The sequence below is a fragment of the Ekhidna lutea genome (assembly GCF_900188325.1).
In the GTDB taxonomy this organism is placed as follows: Bacteria; Bacteroidota; Bacteroidia; order Cytophagales; family Cyclobacteriaceae; genus Ekhidna; species Ekhidna lutea.
This window is the reverse complement of the sequence record NZ_FZPD01000003.1, coordinates 601,165-619,249: the sequence shown is the minus strand read 5'-3', so window position 1 is coordinate 619,249 and position 18,085 is coordinate 601,165. Positions and strand designations below refer to the sequence as shown.

At 38.9% G+C, this 18,085-nt stretch carries 20 protein-coding genes; 15 read left to right on the top strand and 5 right to left on the bottom strand.

Annotated elements, in window-relative coordinates:
* Positions 1-35: 35 nt before the first annotated feature.
* Genes CHB71_RS10605 through CHB71_RS10580 form a run of 6 tightly spaced genes read left to right on the top strand, consistent with a single transcriptional unit; the run spans position 36 to position 6,078 of the window.
* On the top strand, positions 36-671 hold the full coding sequence (locus CHB71_RS10605) for a hypothetical protein (protein WP_221406707.1): 636 nt from the start codon (positions 36-38) through the stop codon (positions 669-671).
* 12 nt (positions 672-683) lie between these two features.
* Positions 684-1,838, top strand: coding sequence for a hypothetical protein (locus tag CHB71_RS10600; protein WP_089356882.1), 1,155 nt, complete (start codon positions 684-686; stop codon positions 1,836-1,838).
* 14 nt (positions 1,839-1,852) lie between these two features.
* Positions 1,853-2,299, top strand: a complete 447-nt coding sequence (locus CHB71_RS10595; protein ID WP_221406706.1) for a DoxX family protein — start codon at positions 1,853-1,855, stop codon at positions 2,297-2,299.
* A gap of 55 nt (positions 2,300-2,354) precedes the next feature.
* Complete coding sequence (locus CHB71_RS10590) at positions 2,355-4,820, top strand: ABC transporter permease (protein WP_089356880.1); 2,466 nt, start codon at positions 2,355-2,357, stop codon at positions 4,818-4,820.
* A 23-nt stretch (positions 4,821-4,843) separates the two neighbouring features.
* Positions 4,844-5,416: a cupin gene (locus CHB71_RS10585; RefSeq protein WP_144017390.1), complete on the top strand. Its 573-nt coding sequence runs from the start codon at positions 4,844-4,846 to the stop codon at positions 5,414-5,416.
* Positions 5,417-5,436: 20 nt separating this feature from the next.
* Positions 5,437-6,078, top strand: coding sequence for a hypothetical protein (locus CHB71_RS10580; RefSeq protein ID WP_089356878.1), 642 nt, complete (start codon positions 5,437-5,439; stop codon positions 6,076-6,078).
* A gap of 68 nt (positions 6,079-6,146) precedes the next feature.
* Here the strand turns inward: CHB71_RS10580 and CHB71_RS10575 are convergent, their stop codons facing one another.
* Positions 6,147-7,286, bottom strand: a complete 1,140-nt coding sequence (locus CHB71_RS10575) for an Ig-like domain-containing protein (RefSeq protein WP_089356877.1) — start codon at positions 7,284-7,286, stop codon at positions 6,147-6,149.
* A gap of 7 nt (positions 7,287-7,293) precedes the next feature.
* A complete protein-coding gene (locus tag CHB71_RS10570) occupies positions 7,294-7,803 on the bottom strand; it encodes a hypothetical protein (RefSeq protein WP_089356876.1) in 510 nt (169 codons plus the stop codon).
* A 298-nt stretch (positions 7,804-8,101) separates the two neighbouring features.
* Between CHB71_RS10570 and CHB71_RS10565 the strand changes: the two genes are divergently transcribed.
* The 4 genes from CHB71_RS10565 (at position 8,102) to CHB71_RS10555 (ending at position 11,552) form a co-directional block, all read left to right on the top strand.
* Complete coding sequence (locus CHB71_RS10565; RefSeq protein ID WP_089356875.1) at positions 8,102-9,103, top strand: helix-turn-helix domain-containing protein; 1,002 nt, start codon at positions 8,102-8,104, stop codon at positions 9,101-9,103.
* 177 nt (positions 9,104-9,280) lie between these two features.
* Positions 9,281-9,439 carry a Lacal_2735 family protein gene (locus CHB71_RS18720; protein WP_245811250.1) on the top strand — a complete coding sequence of 53 codons (159 nt, stop codon included), beginning with the start codon at positions 9,281-9,283 and terminating at the stop codon, positions 9,437-9,439.
* A gap of 242 nt (positions 9,440-9,681) precedes the next feature.
* A complete protein-coding gene (locus tag CHB71_RS10560; protein ID WP_089356874.1) occupies positions 9,682-11,121 on the top strand; it encodes an FG-GAP repeat domain-containing protein in 1,440 nt (479 codons plus the stop codon).
* 11 nt (positions 11,122-11,132) lie between these two features.
* On the top strand, positions 11,133-11,552 hold the full coding sequence (locus CHB71_RS10555; protein ID WP_089356873.1) for a gamma-glutamylcyclotransferase family protein: 420 nt from the start codon (positions 11,133-11,135) through the stop codon (positions 11,550-11,552).
* On the opposite strand, the gene CHB71_RS10550 is transcribed toward CHB71_RS10555, so the two are convergent.
* The 3 genes from CHB71_RS10550 to CHB71_RS10540 form a co-directional block, all read right to left on the bottom strand.
* Entirely contained in the window at positions 11,536-11,949 is a 414-nt protein-coding gene (locus CHB71_RS10550; protein ID WP_089356872.1) for a secondary thiamine-phosphate synthase enzyme YjbQ, read from the bottom strand. The two genes, CHB71_RS10555 and CHB71_RS10550, sit on opposite strands and share 17 nt — an antisense overlap.
* A gap of 78 nt (positions 11,950-12,027) precedes the next feature.
* Complete coding sequence (locus CHB71_RS10545) at positions 12,028-12,639, bottom strand: hypothetical protein (protein ID WP_089356871.1); 612 nt, start codon at positions 12,637-12,639, stop codon at positions 12,028-12,030.
* Positions 12,636-12,983, bottom strand: a complete 348-nt coding sequence (locus tag CHB71_RS10540; protein ID WP_179213378.1) for a PadR family transcriptional regulator — start codon at positions 12,981-12,983, stop codon at positions 12,636-12,638. The genes CHB71_RS10545 and CHB71_RS10540 overlap by 4 nt, the downstream gene beginning before the upstream one ends.
* A gap of 251 nt (positions 12,984-13,234) precedes the next feature.
* On the opposite strand from CHB71_RS10540, the gene CHB71_RS10535 reads away from it, so the two are divergent.
* The 5 genes from CHB71_RS10535 to CHB71_RS10515 are packed head-to-tail and all read left to right on the top strand — an operon-like array spanning position 13,235 to position 18,054.
* Positions 13,235-14,647 (top strand): DUF5689 domain-containing protein, encoded by a 1,413-nt coding sequence (locus tag CHB71_RS10535; protein WP_089356869.1) that lies wholly within the window; start codon positions 13,235-13,237, stop codon positions 14,645-14,647.
* A 54-nt stretch (positions 14,648-14,701) separates the two neighbouring features.
* Positions 14,702-15,118 carry a hypothetical protein gene (locus tag CHB71_RS10530; RefSeq protein ID WP_221406705.1) on the top strand — a complete coding sequence of 139 codons (417 nt, stop codon included), beginning with the start codon at positions 14,702-14,704 and terminating at the stop codon, positions 15,116-15,118.
* Positions 15,119-15,122: 4 nt separating this feature from the next.
* Complete coding sequence (locus CHB71_RS10525; RefSeq protein WP_221406704.1) at positions 15,123-15,698, top strand: YdeI/OmpD-associated family protein; 576 nt, start codon at positions 15,123-15,125, stop codon at positions 15,696-15,698.
* A 34-nt stretch (positions 15,699-15,732) separates the two neighbouring features.
* Positions 15,733-17,370, top strand: coding sequence for a peptidoglycan DD-metalloendopeptidase family protein (locus CHB71_RS10520; RefSeq protein WP_179213377.1), 1,638 nt, complete (start codon positions 15,733-15,735; stop codon positions 17,368-17,370).
* A gap of 54 nt (positions 17,371-17,424) precedes the next feature.
* A complete protein-coding gene (locus tag CHB71_RS10515; RefSeq protein WP_089356866.1) occupies positions 17,425-18,054 on the top strand; it encodes a hypothetical protein in 630 nt (209 codons plus the stop codon).
* The last annotated feature ends 31 nt before the right edge of the window (positions 18,055-18,085 follow it).

The following is an 18,085-nucleotide window of genomic DNA, read 5'->3' as shown; positions in this document are numbered from 1 at the left end:
CTACCTTTCACCTTTTGTGCTGTATAGTGCTGATAGTGTTGCAGGTATCTTGCAGCCAGCAAAATCAGTCATCCCAAATTTCTGAAAGAGAAAAGGTATTGGCCAAAATGGGAGACCTGGACAAATGGCGTTCACTGCAGGCACTTTATATAAAAGCCCTGCATGAGGAACAAAGACTTGACTTTCCATATTACTCCGAAATAAAACGCAATCTGTACCCTACGGAAGTGTGGATTCATCAGTGGACTGATGAGTTTGACAATGTCAGATATTTCAATGATTCCCTGGGCTGGAGCCTGCGAAATGGTAATAAAACAGAGATGGATTCCTCCATGCTTGTTTATTTGAAAAATTGGGACCGGCATTTATTCTACCGAACCATTAAAAATCTGGCTACTGAAAACTATGTAGCAAAGGCCAAAAATGATTCAACATTCAACATCTGGGATGGGAGCTATTTTATAGCCACCATTATCCTCAATAAGAATGGACTCCCTTACAAATATTTTACGCCAACTGTTTCCGGTGATACTTCATTGACGGTCTATGCAAAATGGTCAGAAACTGATGGATTAGTGCATCCGGATGTATCCATGGCGCCTGACAGTAGCTTTGTTTTTGCAGCTGAGATATGGACTCATTACTTCAAAAGTTTAAAGTTGATACAATAAAGTAGTTCCCCAATGAAAAAAGCATTCAAACTATATATCGTAATTGTTACTTTCACCCATTTATTAATCGGACAACCAACCTATTCGTTATGGAAGAACTTAGAGCCCGGACCCTACCAGGTTGGATTCAAAACCATCAACTATATCGACAAAAGTCGTAGTATCCCCGGTGGTCTTAGCGATAATCGGTTTTTCCCAATTCAAATATCGATCTGGTACCCTACTACGGTTCAATGGAGCATAGACAAGGCCCTGCCATTTGAGCATTACTTTTTTAAAACAGCTGAGAAGAATGATTTCAATGAATTGAATGAGCAGCAAAAAGCGCAAGCCATGGATATCTTCTTTAACTATGCCAAATACGGTTTATCCATTGAGTTTACTGCCGATGAAAAACAAGAAATAGGTAGTAAACCTACTGCAGCAATGGCGAATGTAAGAGAAGCCCCTGGTCCTTTTCCAGCACTCCTTGCCGGACACGACGGTGGGGTATGGAAAATGAGCACACTTTGTGAATACCTTGCAAGTCATGGCTATGTCGTAATTTCTACCGGGCCGCTATCGGGTAGCAACCGACTATTCAGACAAAATACCCAGCAAGTGATTAATCGGCGCATCCGAACTTTTGAAATTGTAAGAGGAATGCTCGATGATTTCCCTAATATTAATCAGTCGCAAATTGGTTTGCTCGGACTCAATTCAGATGGCATATCTACCCTTCTGTATCAAATGAAAAACCTAACTGCTGATGCAATGGTAAGTATTGATGGTTGGGAGGGCAAGAACAATGGATACAGCTATTCCAGTAGCTCTGTTTATTATGAACCTGCCAATTTGAAAATACCACGTATGGAGTTTCAGCAGCATGAAAGTCCGGAGAATGAATCCTTGTATGTAAACACCACCATATTTGACTCCTTGACAAACATTGATCGATACTCCTACATCCTGAATGAGTTTGGGCATGATTATCTCACAGGAAATTTATTCGTCCTACCACAGCTTGATGAAACAATCGATCAGAAGCATTACTTCTGGTACGAAAGTGTAAAAAGCTTTTTTGATGCTTATCTAAAAGAAGATAAGAATGCATTGATAGATCTATGGAACCGTAGAAATAAAAATGACGACTTTTTTATTCGAAATGAGCGTATAAAAGGAAAATAACAGTCAACCTAACCGTGAAAAAAATATTAAACACCTCAGATGACATCCTACCTCTCATACTTCGAGTGGGGTTAGGAATGGTAATTCTTCCTCATGGTCTGCAAAAAATCCTTGGAGTTTTTGGTGGGCATGGGCCACAATGGACCGTGGATATGTGGCAACAATGGTGGGGGATTCCTGGTATTATTACATGGCTGGTGATACTGGGTGAATCCATAGGTATGATTTGTTTAATTCTCGGGCTTGGCACTCGGATCGTGAGTGCTGCCCTGGGAATAATTATGATAGGTGCCATCTACCTGGTACATGGTCAGTTTGGCTTTTTCATGAACTGGTACAGTGAGCCGGGAAGAGGTGAAGGCTTTGAGTTTCACCTGTTGGTGTTTACGCTAATAATCGCGCTGCTGATAAAAGGTGGGGGGAGGTGGTCATTAGACTTGAAATTTCAGGAAAAATTATAAATGGAAAGTAGTGAAATCAATCACTACTTTGTTCTAAGGTCATATTATCTATATTATGATTAAAAAGAATATCAAGCTAGCATTCAGAACACTTCTCAGAAGTAAGTCATTTTCTATCATTAATATTATAGGATTGGGGTTAGGGATTGGTGTCAGTTTGTTGATATTGAAGTTTGTCAGCTTCGAGTTAAGTTTCGACAAACATTACACCGATTATGATCAAATCTATCGAGTTCCATTAAAGAGGGACACCCCAGATGGAACAGTGATTAAAGCAAGTAATGTTCCCGCTCTGGCTCCTGCCATTACAGAGCAAATTCCAGAAGTAAAGTTTGCTGCTCGGTTATTCAGACAAAATATCACCGAACCTTTATGTATTGCATCGCACAAAAGTGAAAATGGGATTGTGTCATTCAACCTTGAAGAAGCCTATTATGCAGATCCATCACTGCTTGACATTTTTTCCTATGATCTAATAGCCGGAAGTAACCTATCTGGCTTGAAAGAACCAAATACGATTATCTTAACTCAAACACTTGCAGATAAACTATTTAAGCATGATAGCCCAATAGGAAAAACAATTAGTATACAAACCGGGGGTATGGAACACCTTCTCACAGAATTACAATTATTGGTAACGGGTGTAATTGCAGACCCCAAAAAGCATAGTCACTTACAATTTGAAGCACTGATCTCATACTCAACTTTTGAAGAAAACTTCCTGACAAATCTAACTGGTCATTGGGGATGGACGCAGTTTCATACATACATTAAAACCACCGAATCTGCTGATCTCCAATCTTTGCAGCAAAAAATAAACGATCTTGTTCCTACAACCTACAAGGAGTCTTTGGCGGAGATAGGGTATGTTCACGAATCATTATTGCAGCCAGTAGACAAAATCCACCTTAATTCTGGATTCCTTGAAGAACCCACCTCTACATATAGCAAAACAATGATCATCATATTTATGATCATGGCCTTTTTCATTTTGGCCGTGGCATGGATCAATTACATAAACCTTACTACAGCACAATCTCTAAAAAGATCAAAAGAAATAGGTATCAGGAAGGTAATTGGAGCCCAAAGAACCCACCTAATCCATCAGTTTTTAACCGAGGCATTACTATTTAACGTTTTGGGCTTGCTTGTAGGTCTTGGAATAGTAAAATTCATAGAGCCATTTCTTGAAAGCATTATTGGTCGGTCAATGGAATGGCCACCTGGATTTAATGTACTATCGGTTGGTGTAATACTACTGCTAATCACTATAATCGGAGTAATTGTGGCGGGAGGTTATCCTTCTTTAGTTATCTCCTCTTATCAACCATTGAAGGTTTTGAAAGGAAAACTAACAGTCTCAAGAAGTGGGATACTGATGAGAAAGGGTCTGGTTGTTTTCCAATTTATGATTTCGATCATTCTCATCACAACTACGCTTTTTGTATATCGACAGCTTACTTTTATGCAAAATCAGGATCTGGGAATAGACCTTGATCAAACATTGGTAATCAAGGCAAATGTTGGAGGTGATTCTAATTATCGGAAATTCAACTTATTGAAAGAACGATTACGTGATATACCATTTATTAACTCAGTTACTGCCACTTCAACTATCCCTGCAAAAGATGTTGCTAGTCAGGTTTTCTCTCCTTTAGATAATAAAGGCGATGAATTCATCTCCGGGATATTCGCTGTAGACTATGATTTTATTCAGTCTTTTGGACTGAATCTAGTTGCCGGAAGAAGCTTTGAAAGAACATATGGTTCCGATACTTCTGCTATACTGGTTAGTGAATCAACTGCGAAAAGATTGGGTTACACTAATGTAGAAGATGCGATAAATAAAGATGTCTTTTATTCACGTTTTGATAAGCGATTGAAAATTATTGGTGTTATTTCTGATTACTACCATTCTTCGGTTAAAAACGATAAGCCGCGTTTAGTGTATCAACTCAAGCACTCTATCAATCCTTATGCTCCATATGCCTATTATCTGGTAAGATTTAAAACAAACAATTTAAATGAAGCACTACAATCAATTGAAACAGCATGGCAAACTGTATTACCAGAATATCAATATGATGCATTCTTTCTTGATGAATACTTCAATCAACAATATCTGAATGAACTAAGGTTTAGTAAGTTGACAGGATTTTTCGCGGCATTCGCAATGCTAATCGGAGCAATGGGGCTTTTCGGTTTAGTGTCTTTTACCTTCTCCTTGAAAATAAAAGAAGTTGGCATTAGAAGAGCCCTGGGTGCCTCGATGATAAGTTTACAGAAACACTTCTGGAAAGACTATTTGCAACTGATCTTTATAGCTGCAGCAATTGCTACTCCAATATGTTACTTCAGTATATCAGAGTGGTTGAGTTCATACCCGATTCGTATTCAGATTGAGTGGTGGATGTTGATGTTGCCAATTCTCGCTCTGTCCATACTTATTCTGTTAATCGTAGGAAGAGAAACGCTTCGAGTTGGAAGCATCAACCCTTCCAAAACATTGAAGCAAGAGTAAAAACATCATTAATGTCAAACAAAATGAAACGACGCGATTTTCTATTTATGGCTCCTGCAATTCTAGGCTCACTCGCTTTAACAAATGAAGTAAGAAAGCCGCCGGTAACGATGTTTTTTGAGGATGATGGAATAGTTCCAAACAGTAAATATCCATTATTGGTCTACAAAAAAGCATTTAATAAACGGAATGAAGCTGGCGCTCTTTGGCTGGAAAATAGGTTTCTCACCAATGACTGGAGTAACTCCTGGAGAAATGGAATATTCGACTTCCAGCACTACCACAGCATCGCTCACGAGGTATTGGGTATTTATAGTGGGGGAGCAGAGGTTTTATTAGGAGGAGAACAGGGCGAAAAAGTAATCGTCGAGGCTGGCGATATCATAATAATCCCTGCAGGCGTGGGGCATAAAAATTTAGGAAGTCACAATTTAGGTGTAGTTGGTGCTTACCCAGAAGGTATGCCGGTAGATATTGTGAGGTGCAAACCAAATGATCGACCGGGAACAGATAAAAATATTGCCGAAGTTCCAAATCCGAAGACAGACCCATTGGATGGTACTTCTGGTTCATTACTTAAGCTTTGGAACTACTAATAATCTATAATTTTCAAATCATGAAAATATTACTAAAAACTACATTACTACTATTTTTTGTTTATTCAATTCAGGCGCAGACAGACCTAAAAAGCCTTGATGGCAACATTTCCTCCGAAGAAGCTAAAGGACTTGAAGTACTTGATAAGAATGAAAGCAATCAATTACTGATTGATCCTTCTTCAGATAGTTATCTGAAAATAACCGTCAAATCAGAGGAGTTATATGTTGCCAGCCTGTGTATATGCAATGAGCAAGATGAGGTAACTGTTTTGCATGCCTCAGCAGCTCTGGGTCAAATCCTCTACAAAAAAGAAGGCGACCAGTGGTCCACCAATCAAAAGTTTGATTGGCAACTTCGTGAAGTCGATATGAAAGATGCTACAATAGCTAAACGCAACCAATATCTGCGGGATAATGGATGGGTAGCCAATACCATGAACATGGGCAATGCTGGCGAGACAGAGTTTATCATTGATCGTCAAGCATACGGTGAAAATTTAAAAATTGCCATCGGATTAATGACAGCTAAAAATCCCAATAATATTGTAGGGATACCATCAGGTGGAACTGGAGATTGTGCAAATCAAAAACTGGTGGCCGGAGATCCAAAAAATAGCTATCAATTTGAGGTAGCTAATTGGATAGAAATTGAAAATTAAACAGACAAAAGCTTGTCCCAAATCAGGAACAAGCTTTTTTATTACCAACTCATGTTTAATTTTTAATTCTAATAATTCACTAATCGAATAACGACTCCATTAGGCTGTATTAATGACCCGAAACCACCGGAAAACAACGTACCCTCGGGAGTACCTTCAGAACTGAAAATATTAACGGTTGATGCCTTTCCATTTCCAACTAAGAATTTGCCATTTGGAAGTCTGTCGATACCCTCCGGCTGAGAAAGTCCGGTAGCAAATGTTCCAACGAAACTGCCATCCATGTCGAATTTTTGAATGGTACCTGCTTTCCAATCTAACACTAGCATTCCACTGTTCTGGGGGATCCAGATGTTGGTTGGGCCTTGAATATTTGAGCTAATAAAAACTCCCAGATCATTACCCTCAGAATCGAATTTCCGAACCGTGCCCTGAAAAGAAGAGACATAAAAATTTCCTGAAGCATCCCAATCCATTCCAATGGCTTGATTTACGCCAATACTTGTAAAGGAATCAACAAATGTTCCGTCCAGATTAAACCTTAATACACCCGCAGAATTATTCCATTGAAGAACATATAATAAATTATCCGGCCCAATTTTCATTCGCGTAGGCCCATTGGATACCGCCGCAAAAGCTCCTTTATGTGCACCAGAGCTAATATCAAATTTGTCAATACTGTTTGTAGATAGGTTTGAAACGAGCATCGTTCCTTTATCTTCAAGAAAAACAATATCCTGTGGCCAACCAAGGTTTGAATCAATCAATGTTTCAGCAAATCCACCATCTTCATCATACCTAATGACCTTATATGGTCCTCCGTTGTTAAACCTGGCTGCATCAGTTACATAAATTTCAATTCGTGGAGCTGCGCTATCCCAGACCCTTATATCAATACTAGTAGAAATATCATCAACTGATGCAGTAATTGTAACATCACCTTCAGCCTGACCTGTAACTGATCCGCTCTGATCAATCGATGCATTTGATTCGCTGGAAGACCACAAAACCTCATCGGTGATGTCGATCTCACTCCCATTTTGATCCATCCCCTTTATCGTAAGTTTCACTGTTTCATTTAGATCCAACTTAAAAGGACTTTCAACAATTGTCAATGAAGTAAGAACAGGTGTTTCCTTTTCTTCTTCTCCACCACAAGCAAAACAGCATACCAATACTAGCCAACATGTATTCATTAATAATTTCATACAAGTACTATTCAGCTCGTTTATAATTGATTCTCCAGCTCAGATTCCAGGTTTCCCCTCCGTCGGTTGAAGCTTCCCAATCCCAGGTAAAGGAATCATCAGTGATGTTATAAAATCGCATTCTGGAAACGATCTCATTCCCATCAGGGAGTTTTCTCGGACTGGTCATTTGGAAAATACGAGTATCTCCGTCCATCGTGCCTATCAAGTCAATGTACCCTCCATTACTATCCGCCCAAGCCTGATGCCACTTACCATCTCTCGGACTGAATGTGCTAATACTTGTTCCGAGGTAGCCTTTAAAGTTACCCTCTGTCGCTTCAAAATTTTCTTGAATGACTCGGCCATTCAGCTTCTTCTCAATGAGATTCGTTCCTTTTCCGCCTTCCCAGGTCAAATCCCATTTTCCTACCCAAAAATCGAGTTTGGAAAGATCTTCTTCAGAGGGTTTTGGAGGCTGCTGAGCTGATGCCATGATACATAGGATCATGCCTGCCATAAGTAGTGTCGCTTTCATATTTTTTGTTTTTTGTTAGGATAATGATAACGCTTCCATGTATCCATACACTTAGCATATCAACTGCAAGAGGTTAACATTAACGAATATTTATGCCCTAATTCCATTTACTGATTAGATTTAACCGTTGAGGAATAAACTATTTGTGATATTTAATAGATGAAAAGATTTTCTAAATGAATCTTAAAACCCCTTCAAAGGGTGATATTGAAAAAGTGCCTTTGGGGAATAAAAGGGTAGTTATCTAACTCCATGTATTCATATCAAAAAATCTTTTCAAAAATTTTACTGGAATGACATGACCTGGGAACTCATACTTTTTTTAGCAGCTGCCATCAATGGCCTGATCCTCTCGCTATTGTTTATTATCAGTGCAAGCAAACGAAAACGATTCCTGGGACTGTACTTGCTGATGTTTTCTATCACCATCCTGCATTATGTCAACTATTGGGCGCAAATGATCAATCCTCCTACTGCGATCAGATGGTTATTTGTAACCGCTAACTGGTTCATGCCTTTTGCTTTTTACTACTACATGAAGAAAGGGGCGAAACTTAAACACCTCCCTTATCACCTCATTCCAGCATTGGCATTTACTATCTACTGGGCAGCAATGTCATTTTTCATTCAAGCTTCGCTCGATTTTCTTTCTATTATGAGAAATGTATTGCCCTGGATTAAAATAGCCTTGTTCGTTGGTTATGGATATGTGATTGTGAAAACGGTAAAATTTAATGCCATCAACCAGTTATTTTTAGCTGCATATACTTCATTTATCATCGGACAAATTGCCTACTTCTTATCACTGTACTTTGGATTTTACACACTCCGGCTCGATTACATCATCTGTGGAGGATTTGTCCTTCTCACCTATGGCATTACTTATTTTGGTGAGTACAGTTTTATTAAAGAAAGAGTAAAACCCAAATATTCCTCGAGCAGCCTGACCAAAGAAGATGGGGACTACCTGGTACAAAAAATCAATTCCGTACTGGAGCAAAACAAATATTACAAAGACCCGGACTTCAACCTCTCATCTTTTGCGGAGAAACTAGGTGTGCCTAAATATCGGATTTCTCAAGCCCTTAATGCTTTTTCAGAAAAGTCCTTTTCCGAACTAATTAATGAGTTTAGGGTTGAGGAAGCTAAAAGCAGGCTATTGCTTGAATCTTCCAGCCATCTAAAACTGGAAGCAATCGGTGAAGAAGCCGGATTTCGAAATAAGGTTTCGTTTTACAACAATTTCAAAAAGCTTGTCGGAAAATCACCGGGCGAGTTTAGGGAAGAACACACGCAGTAAAGTGCCTAGTCCTACTGCCAAGTTTCTTTTCAAGACATACTGAAACAAGGTCAGCAGACAGTATAATTTATGTGCTCAATAAACTCTTCAAGAGTCATACTGAATTTAGTTCAGTATCTAAAACTTGGAAAAGTAGGACTGAAGCTAACATCTTATTACAAATGTGGTTAATTAATCATGAGACTATTTAGCAAAACAACTCCAAAAGAAAAGCTTCAGAAAAAATACGAGAAGCTGATGAAAGAATCGTACACGCTTTCTAAAACAAATAGAAAGGCCAGCGACGAAAAAGCTGCAGAGGCCGATAAAATAGCTAAGGAAATTGAAGCCCTCTGATCAGCAGGTGCCTATTACCTAAATAAGTTGTAACCAAACATTCCTCGAGAACAGGAATTGAAGCTGGTCATGGACGTGGCTATGATCCAAAGAAGCTTGAAAAGCTTATTCAAGAGCTAACCTTTACCTCAGTAATGCTTAAATTTTAATCTGAACTGATTTTATTATTTTAGGAGGTATATAACCATTTAAGTGGATACGCCTATGATGCGTTGAAGCATCTATCAAACTTAAGAGCAATAATGAAGAAATTCGCAAATGCCCTTGCCTGGATATTCACGTTTACTATACTTCACCTCTTCTCCTCTTGCGGAAATGATGACTCAGTAAAGGATCCAAATAAAGAAATAGAAGAAAACAACCGATTGCCTCGAGCTGTCTATGAACATGGGAACTTTACTGCTTCCTATATGCTGGACACTGACCAGGATGGAGATAATGATATTATTCTTGGTCCGCACATTGGGCTTAGTTCGGATGCACTATTAATCAATGATGGGACAGGGAATTTTCAGATCAAGGAAAATGCCTTTCCGACCCGATACAAAGGCTCAACAGCAAACACAGTCACTATTTCATCAGAAGACTTCAATGGTGATGGACGACCTGATATAATATCTAGTACCATCGATGCAGCGGAAGGATCCTTCTCCGAGTCTGCTCAAATTCATTTGTACCTCAATAACGGAGATAATACATTTAGCGATGGTACTAGTAAAATAACCGACAATTTGATTGAAGTGGGTTGGGTTGAATGGGTTAGAACCGGTGATTTCAACAATGATGGGAACGTGGATTTTGTCACAACCTCCTCTGGTGGGTTTGGTATGGATGCAGCAAATGGAGTCTTCCAAGGTGGATATATCTACCTAAATGATGGCAATGCAAATTTTTCAAGATCCTTAATTTATATGAATGACAATGGAGATCTTGGTGAATATTCATTTGAAGTTTTAACATGGGACGAGGCAGAAAACGGTGAAGCTAGAATGGGTCGTTTCCCGCTTGACATTTTCGTTGGAGATGTAGATAATGATGGCGACACAGATTTAGTAGCTCCAAATGGGTATGCAGAGGGGCAATGGGCCACTTTTATTAACATCAGTTCAGGAACAGAGCCTACATTTGAAGTCATTCTCAATGGGAATCATAATTCTGATCCTTATGATGAAGTACGTTTCAAAAATGGAGCTTTACTTGATATCAATGGAGATGGTTTTCTGGATGTCATAGGCTCCTCATCCATTTCAGGATTACCTGACGAGACAGTAGAAATTGTAACAGCCATCAATGATGGTACGGGCAGATTCACCGAAACGACAGGCTTGATAACAGGAGCTACTCCAGGAGTAAATCATGCCAGACAGTGGCTGGTTGCCGATTTTGATAGTAATGGAAAAGATGATCTTTTCATTGCGGATCATGGCTATGATTTCTGGCCATTTCCTGGTTACCCTAATACATTTCTCATGGGATCAGGTAGTGAACTTGTTAACAGCTCTTCAAATATTGGAACTGCAAGCGCCTTCACACATGGGGCTGCTGTGGGGGATATAGATGGAGATGGAACACTCGATATCTTCATGAATAATATTCAAGGATTAGAGAACATTGGTGGTGCTTCATCCGATTTCTTTATCTATCTGAATGATGGTTCAGGAAATTTCTCAGGCTCAAAGTAAAAATTCCGTTAATGGAAGTATTCTTCTATGGCTTATTCATGGATCGTTCTATCTTAAAAAAGAATGGCATCCATCCGACCAATTCAAGAAAGGGATATCTGAAAGACTATACATTGAAAATTGGTGATCGAGCTTCTCTAATCCCTTGTAAGAATGAAAGGGCTTATGGTATCATAATGACTGTTGAAAAAGATGCTCTCCAAAAGCTATATGCCGAGCCGAGTGTGGCAGACTATATCCCCGAAGAGGTAACTATACTTACAGTTTCGGATGAGTCTATTAAAGCAACGTGTTATAATCTACCTCTCACAGCACTCACAGGAACGAATAAAGCATATGCTAATTCGCTTTTTGAATTGGCTGAGCGTGAAGGTTTCCCAAGCAGCTATCTGAATAAAATCAGGAAGATGGCATCTAGTGATATACAGTAACCACAATTTTGCGGCTTCCGCCATGATCACGATGCTCACCCAGATATATCCCCTGCCAGGTACCTAGATTCAAATGACTATTTGTGATCGGGATAGTCACAGAGCTTCCCAAAGTGCTGGCCTTCAAATGTGCCGGCATATCATCCGATCCTTCATACGTATGTTGATAATAAAGTGCATTCTCAGGAATAGATTGATTGAAATGACTTTCGAAATCTGCGCGAACTGTAGGATCAGCATTCTCATTAATGGTGAGGCTGGCCGAAGTGTGTTTGATGAAGACGTTTAGCAAACCAGCTTCGATACCGGTTAAATCCACTTGACTTAAGACTTCATCCGTGATGAGGTGGAAACCTCTGGGAAAAGGAGGTAGGGTAATATTGTGTTGTCTAACCATTACAGTAAAGCTACAATTTGAATCAAAAAAGGCCGCTTGAAACAAGCAGCCTTTTCATTTTGAGTCTAGTCCATGACCTCAGAGTTCATCTACTGATTTTTTGTACATCGTGAAAAATAAGAAGGGCAAAAAACCGATTCCAAAAATCAGAAAACTGAGTCCTAACATTAGTCCTGCTCCCATAAGATGTAGTAATTTCATGGTAATGGAAGTCACCAGTAACAGAAATGATATTCCCCCAAATATCCATTTCAATCGTTCGGACAGTACTTCCCTGGCAAAATTCTTATACCGATTTATTAAAAACATTGGGATAAAAATAAATGCCAGACCTAGTGCCCCAATACTAAGTAAAACACCTGCACCAGCCAGATGCAGTAATTTAAATGCGATTCCAGCCATCCAAGTCACTGTGAATAGATAGCCTACAACATACATTAGTCGTTTCATAAACATGATTTTTGAGTAATTGAGTAAAAAAATTGTTTCCCTTTGTATTTCTTCCAGTCCGTTTGGAGCAGTTTGCAGATAGGCTTTTTCCAGCGCCTTCTCGAAGGATAATCCGCGATCCATTTCGATCTCCACAAGACAACAGAAATGATCAATAAGATCATCTTTCAGCGTTTGATTTTTAATCGCGCTGTTTTCGACCTCTTCAATGATCCGATCTTCATATTCTTCAGCAATCATATCGCCGGTGATGTTTTTAAGTCACTAAAAATTACTTTCTCGATCGTTTTGATAAAGTCTCGCATCTCATCCAGCAGTGTCTCCTTCTGTTCCTCTCCCTTCGCTGTGAGTTTATAATACTTGCGCACACGCTTCCCGATATTGACCTCCTCAAATGTGAGTATGCCGTCTTTTGTAAGCTTATGCAAGGCAGGATAAAGCGACCCGTCCTTCAAATGAATCTTTCCTTCTGTCTCCTCTTTCACCTTTTGCGAAAGCTCATAACCATACATTTTACCATGCTCCGATAGCAGCTTCAATACGATTACTTCCAATGTCCCTTTTAATAGTTCTTTCGAATACATAATACAACAATACATCAATTATTGATATATTGCAAGTGAATACCTCATTATTTGATGTATTATTTAAAAAATCATTGATTAACGGGCATAAAAGGAGATTTTCATGATCGAAAATGATCAAATCACCAAAAGACTTGTTCGTAATTGGACAAACTCATCATATGGATAACTGCTGATTAAAAGAATTTGACTGCTTTCTATATCTGGCATTCCGTTTGTAAGGCCCGATATCAGTTTATCATTGATGAGCAATGAAAGTAAATATTTTGTTAATAATGACTTTGTTGTTGGTTCTTGGATGTTCCGACGACAATCTAGAGACTGTAGTACAGACTACAGTAAAGTTTGAAAGCAGCACATTGAATCTAAATGAGGCTGATGACGCATTGATCGTGACTGTGGTTCTGGATGAACCAGCCAAAAAAGAAGGCAATCTTGAAGTAGCTTTTAGTGGATCCGCAAGTAATCCGGATCATTACATTGTTTTACCTGAACTTGAAAATGGAGTATTAAAATTATCCTTTGAGAAAGGTGATAATGAAGTGAAATTTTTGATTTTACCTGTCAATGATGATGTAAATACTGGTTCAAAATCCATCACCCTTACCTTACAAAATCCAACAGATGGATTTGTATTGGCTGATAAGACTGCAAACATTTCAATCACTGATAATGATGAAGGTGAGAGCCCTGTTGAAACAGAATCAATTGCTGTCAATTTTAAAGTTCGTAATGCCACCATCTCAGAATCTGAGGTAGATGGTTATGAAATTGAGGTGATCCTTGAAAGGACTTCTGCAATTCAACAGGTGGTTGAAATAGCTGTTGGCCTTCCGAATGATTATGAATACGGAATAGATTTTCATACAGATCCGGAAATGTTCGACTTCCTTATTCCACTTGTATTTGAAGCTGGAGAGACCAGTGAAATGATAAAATTTTACCCTGCAAACAATAATGTTGTAGAAGCCAACGCGGAATTGATTTTTACCATTAGCAACTGGAGTGAAGGTTTGAAGCAAGGTAGTGAATTTGATCTTCTATTGACCGTGGAAGAAGATGATGTAATCAATTCTGAAATTCATACCATCGCAGAGCTTAAAGCTTACTTTTCGACACATGAAGGTGTTTGGTATTTTTCAACTGATTACTTCATTGAAGGCGTTGTTACCAGCATAGATAATGTGCCTACAAATAAGTTCATATACATTCAGGATCAGACTGGAGGTATATTAATAAGCTTTATCCTTGATAATCTATTGTCCGTTGGTCAAAAAGTGAGACTTAACCTTAAGAATGCTACAGGACATGAAGTGAATGGTCAAAAAGCTATGCTTGAGGTAGAAGACAGACTAGGCACCATCCTTGCAGAAAACATAGCTGTGCAACCGATTGAAATAACCATAGACGATTTAATTAAAGGAACGTATGCAGGACAAATGGTTAGACTAAAGAATGTTTCTTTCCCACATGCTGATGGCGTAAAAAAATGGGAGGGCTCCCATCCCCTATCAGATGGGACGAATAAGCAGGGCATTGTCACTACCTTCAACAGAGCCGGATTTAGTCAGGAAACACTACCTAAAGGCAATTTTGAAATAACAGGAATTGCTGGAAGCTGGAATCACCTCCATATCACAGGATTATATGATTTGAAGTTCTAACAAACTTAAGCCACGGTTCTCGTGGCTTTTTTTATTCATACGTATTTTTGTAGAATGCGTATCAAAGATCACTGGCAGTATACCGACGATGAATATGAGGAGATATTCGAATCTTACCATCTAAAGCCAGGCATGTTCAGCCATGAAGCTCACCTAAGACTGGCTTACATCCATATTGAAAAGTATGGATTAGAACAGGCTGAACTTAACATGTGCAAACAGATCAAAGGTTTTGCTGAGTCGCTTGGTGTTTATGATAAATTCAACAAGACAGTGACCATAGCCTCCGTGAAAGCCATGAATCATTTTATGCAAAAAGCTAAGTCGGACAATTTCAAAGACTTTATTCAGGAATTTCCGCGATTGCTGACCAACTTCAAAGACCTCTTAGGTAAGCATTATGGGTTTAATGTCTTTGCTGATAAACGTGCCAAAAAAGAATACGTAGCACCTGACCTTCTTCCTTTCTAGAATCATGGCAATTTTCTTCCCTACTCCTCAGGATTTTAGAAAGTGGTTGGAAGAAAATCATAAATCTGAAACAGAACTTTGGGTTGGGTATTACAAGAAAGCCACCGGTAAGCCCAGCATAACCTGGCCTGAGTCAGTGGATCAGGCATTGTGCTATGGATGGATCGATGGCATCCGTAAACGAATAGATGATGAAGCTTATCAGGTTCGTTTTACTCCCAGAAAACCCAACAGTCATTGGAGTAATGTAAACATTAAACGTATTGAGGAGCTGACGAAGGAAAAGCAGGTAACCAAAGCAGGGCTTGAAGCCTATAAGAAAAGAAAGCTGGAAAATTCAGGGCGTGCTTCCTTTGAGCAAAAGGAAGTAAAACTGAGTAAAGACTTTGAAACTCGGATGAAAGCAAACAAAAAAGCCTGGACATTTTTTACCTCCAAACTAGCTCCCTCCTATCGTAAACAGTCTATCTGGTGGGTGATGAGTGCCAAACGGGAAGAGACGAGAGAAAAAAGACTGATCACATTAATTGAATGTTCCGGCAGGGAAGAAAAAATACCTCCACTGAAATGGAGTAAATAGGCTTTTCCCTATCTTTATGATAAATACATCTTTTATGAAAACTCACCACCATTTAGCAATCTTTTTCATGTGCGTCACGCTTTTTGCCACAGCACAAGAGGAAGGGTATGGCACACCATACATCATACAGAACCCAACTCCATGTTTGAGTGAAAGTGACCGTGAACTAATTAAAGAAATAATAGCCGAGCGTACTTCTAACAAATCTGCTAGAAGCGTAAACCAGGTCAAACTAGAATGGCCGATCAGGCAAGCAAAAAATTACGATGAATATGGAGCCATTGGTATTTCCAATTATGTGGATTTAAATGATCAATATCCAAATCAACTTTTGGATTACAATTGCGGCACGCGTACTTACGATACAGATAATGGCTATAATCACAAGGGCACGGATATTTATTCCTGGCCGTTTAATTGGCATAAAATGGACCATGATCACATGGAAATAGTAGCTGCTGCTGCAGGTGAAATTATTTACAAGGAAAATAACCAATCAGATAAAAGCTGCTCTTTTAATAGCAACAGATGGAATGCAGTATATATCCAGCATGACGATGGCTCGATTGCATGGTATGGTCATTTAAAGACAGGCTCTGCAACTAAAAAGGCTGAAGGCGAAAGAGTAGAGATTGGAGAATATTTAGGTGTGATGGGTAGCTCGGGAAACTCCACTGGCCCACACCTTCATTTCGAACTTTATGACTCTCAGGGAAACCTGATTGACCCTTTTGTCGGAGATTGTAACTCCACAACGAATGAATCTTGGTGGAAGGAGCAGCAGGAATATACTGTTTCGGGTCTTAACAGGGTAGCAACCCATCATTCTCCTCCTGAGTTTGGCTGTCACGGAAGTGAAAGCCCTAATCTCGAAGTTGACTTTAGTAATGGTGTGACCGTCTACTTTGCCACCTATTTTAGGGACCAAATGGAGTCTGCTGTGAGCACTCATGCAGTTTATAAACCAGATGGAACAATTTTTCAGGAATGGACAACTACTTCACCACGGTTTTACAGCGGATCCTATTGGTACAGGTCGTTTACACTTCCAGCATCAGGCGATCAGGGGCAGTGGAGATTTACTTCATCATATGCGGGTGATCGATTGTCGACCTACTTCTATGTGACAAACGACAACACAGATCAAGTTTCACTTTCAACGGACTACATTCAATTCGCAGATTATACCGAAGGTGACATAATTACAAGCTCCTTTGATATAACTAACACAGGTGAAAATGGTGTGATTGTAACTAACATCAACTACCCTGAAAACTTCAAAGGAAACTGGGACGGAATCATTCATCCACAGGAAACTAAGACCATCCACTTTACATTTGAGCCAGCATTAAATCTTCCGTTGGAAAGTTTCATTGAAATAGAAACGACATTTTCTACCTATTCAATTGCCGTTTCCAGTGAACCTCGTGTTTTGGGCAGCAACTCGATATTAGAAGAGTTGTTTTATCCAAATCCAGTTAAATCTGGCGTTGTAACTCTAAACGGAATATATGAAAACATTCAAATTCTTTCTTTGAGTGGTCAGATCATAAAACGTGTTCCTAAATCTCAAAGTGTAATTGAGGTATCTCATCTCAAAAATGGTATCTATTTACTTCAGCTAGAAAAAGACGATGTTAAATATACCAGACGATTGATTATTGCTGATTAAGTAGGAACTCTGTTATGGTCTAGAAAGATAACAGTGAGATAGTCATATTTCAAAATGAAAAACACCAAACCTCTTCAGCCAGAAACATACTATCATGTTTACAATAGAGGAATCAATGGAGAGGACATTTTTAAAAAGGAAGAAAACTATCAATACTTTCTTTTAAAGTATGAAAAATATATTAGTCCAGTTGCTGACACTTATGCTTATTGCCTTTTGAAGAATCATTTTCACTTAATGATTAGAACAAAGGGTGGTGAAGAAATTCAAGCCACTAATAACAACTCTAACAGGGTTTTGAACCCTGTTAGAGTTAATAAAACTTCTTCACAAATAATCAGTCTACAATTTTCTCATTTCTTTAATGGATATACCCAAGCTATCAATAAAGCTTATAAAAGAACCGGAAAGCTTTTTGAACTACCATTCAGAAGGATCCCGATTGAAAATGAGTATTATTTTTCCAAATTGGTCTATTACATTCATTTCAATCCTCAAAAGCACGGGTTAATTGATGATTTTAGAGAATACCCACACTCCTCATACCATGCTCATTTGAGTGATAAATCAACAAAATTGCATCGCAATGAAGTCATTAATTGGTTTGGTGATAAAAAGTCATACAAGGAATTTCACCAATCATTTCAGGATTTGAGAAATATGAATCCTGTTACTTTTGAGTGAAAAACCCTAACAGGGTTTGAAACCCTGTTGG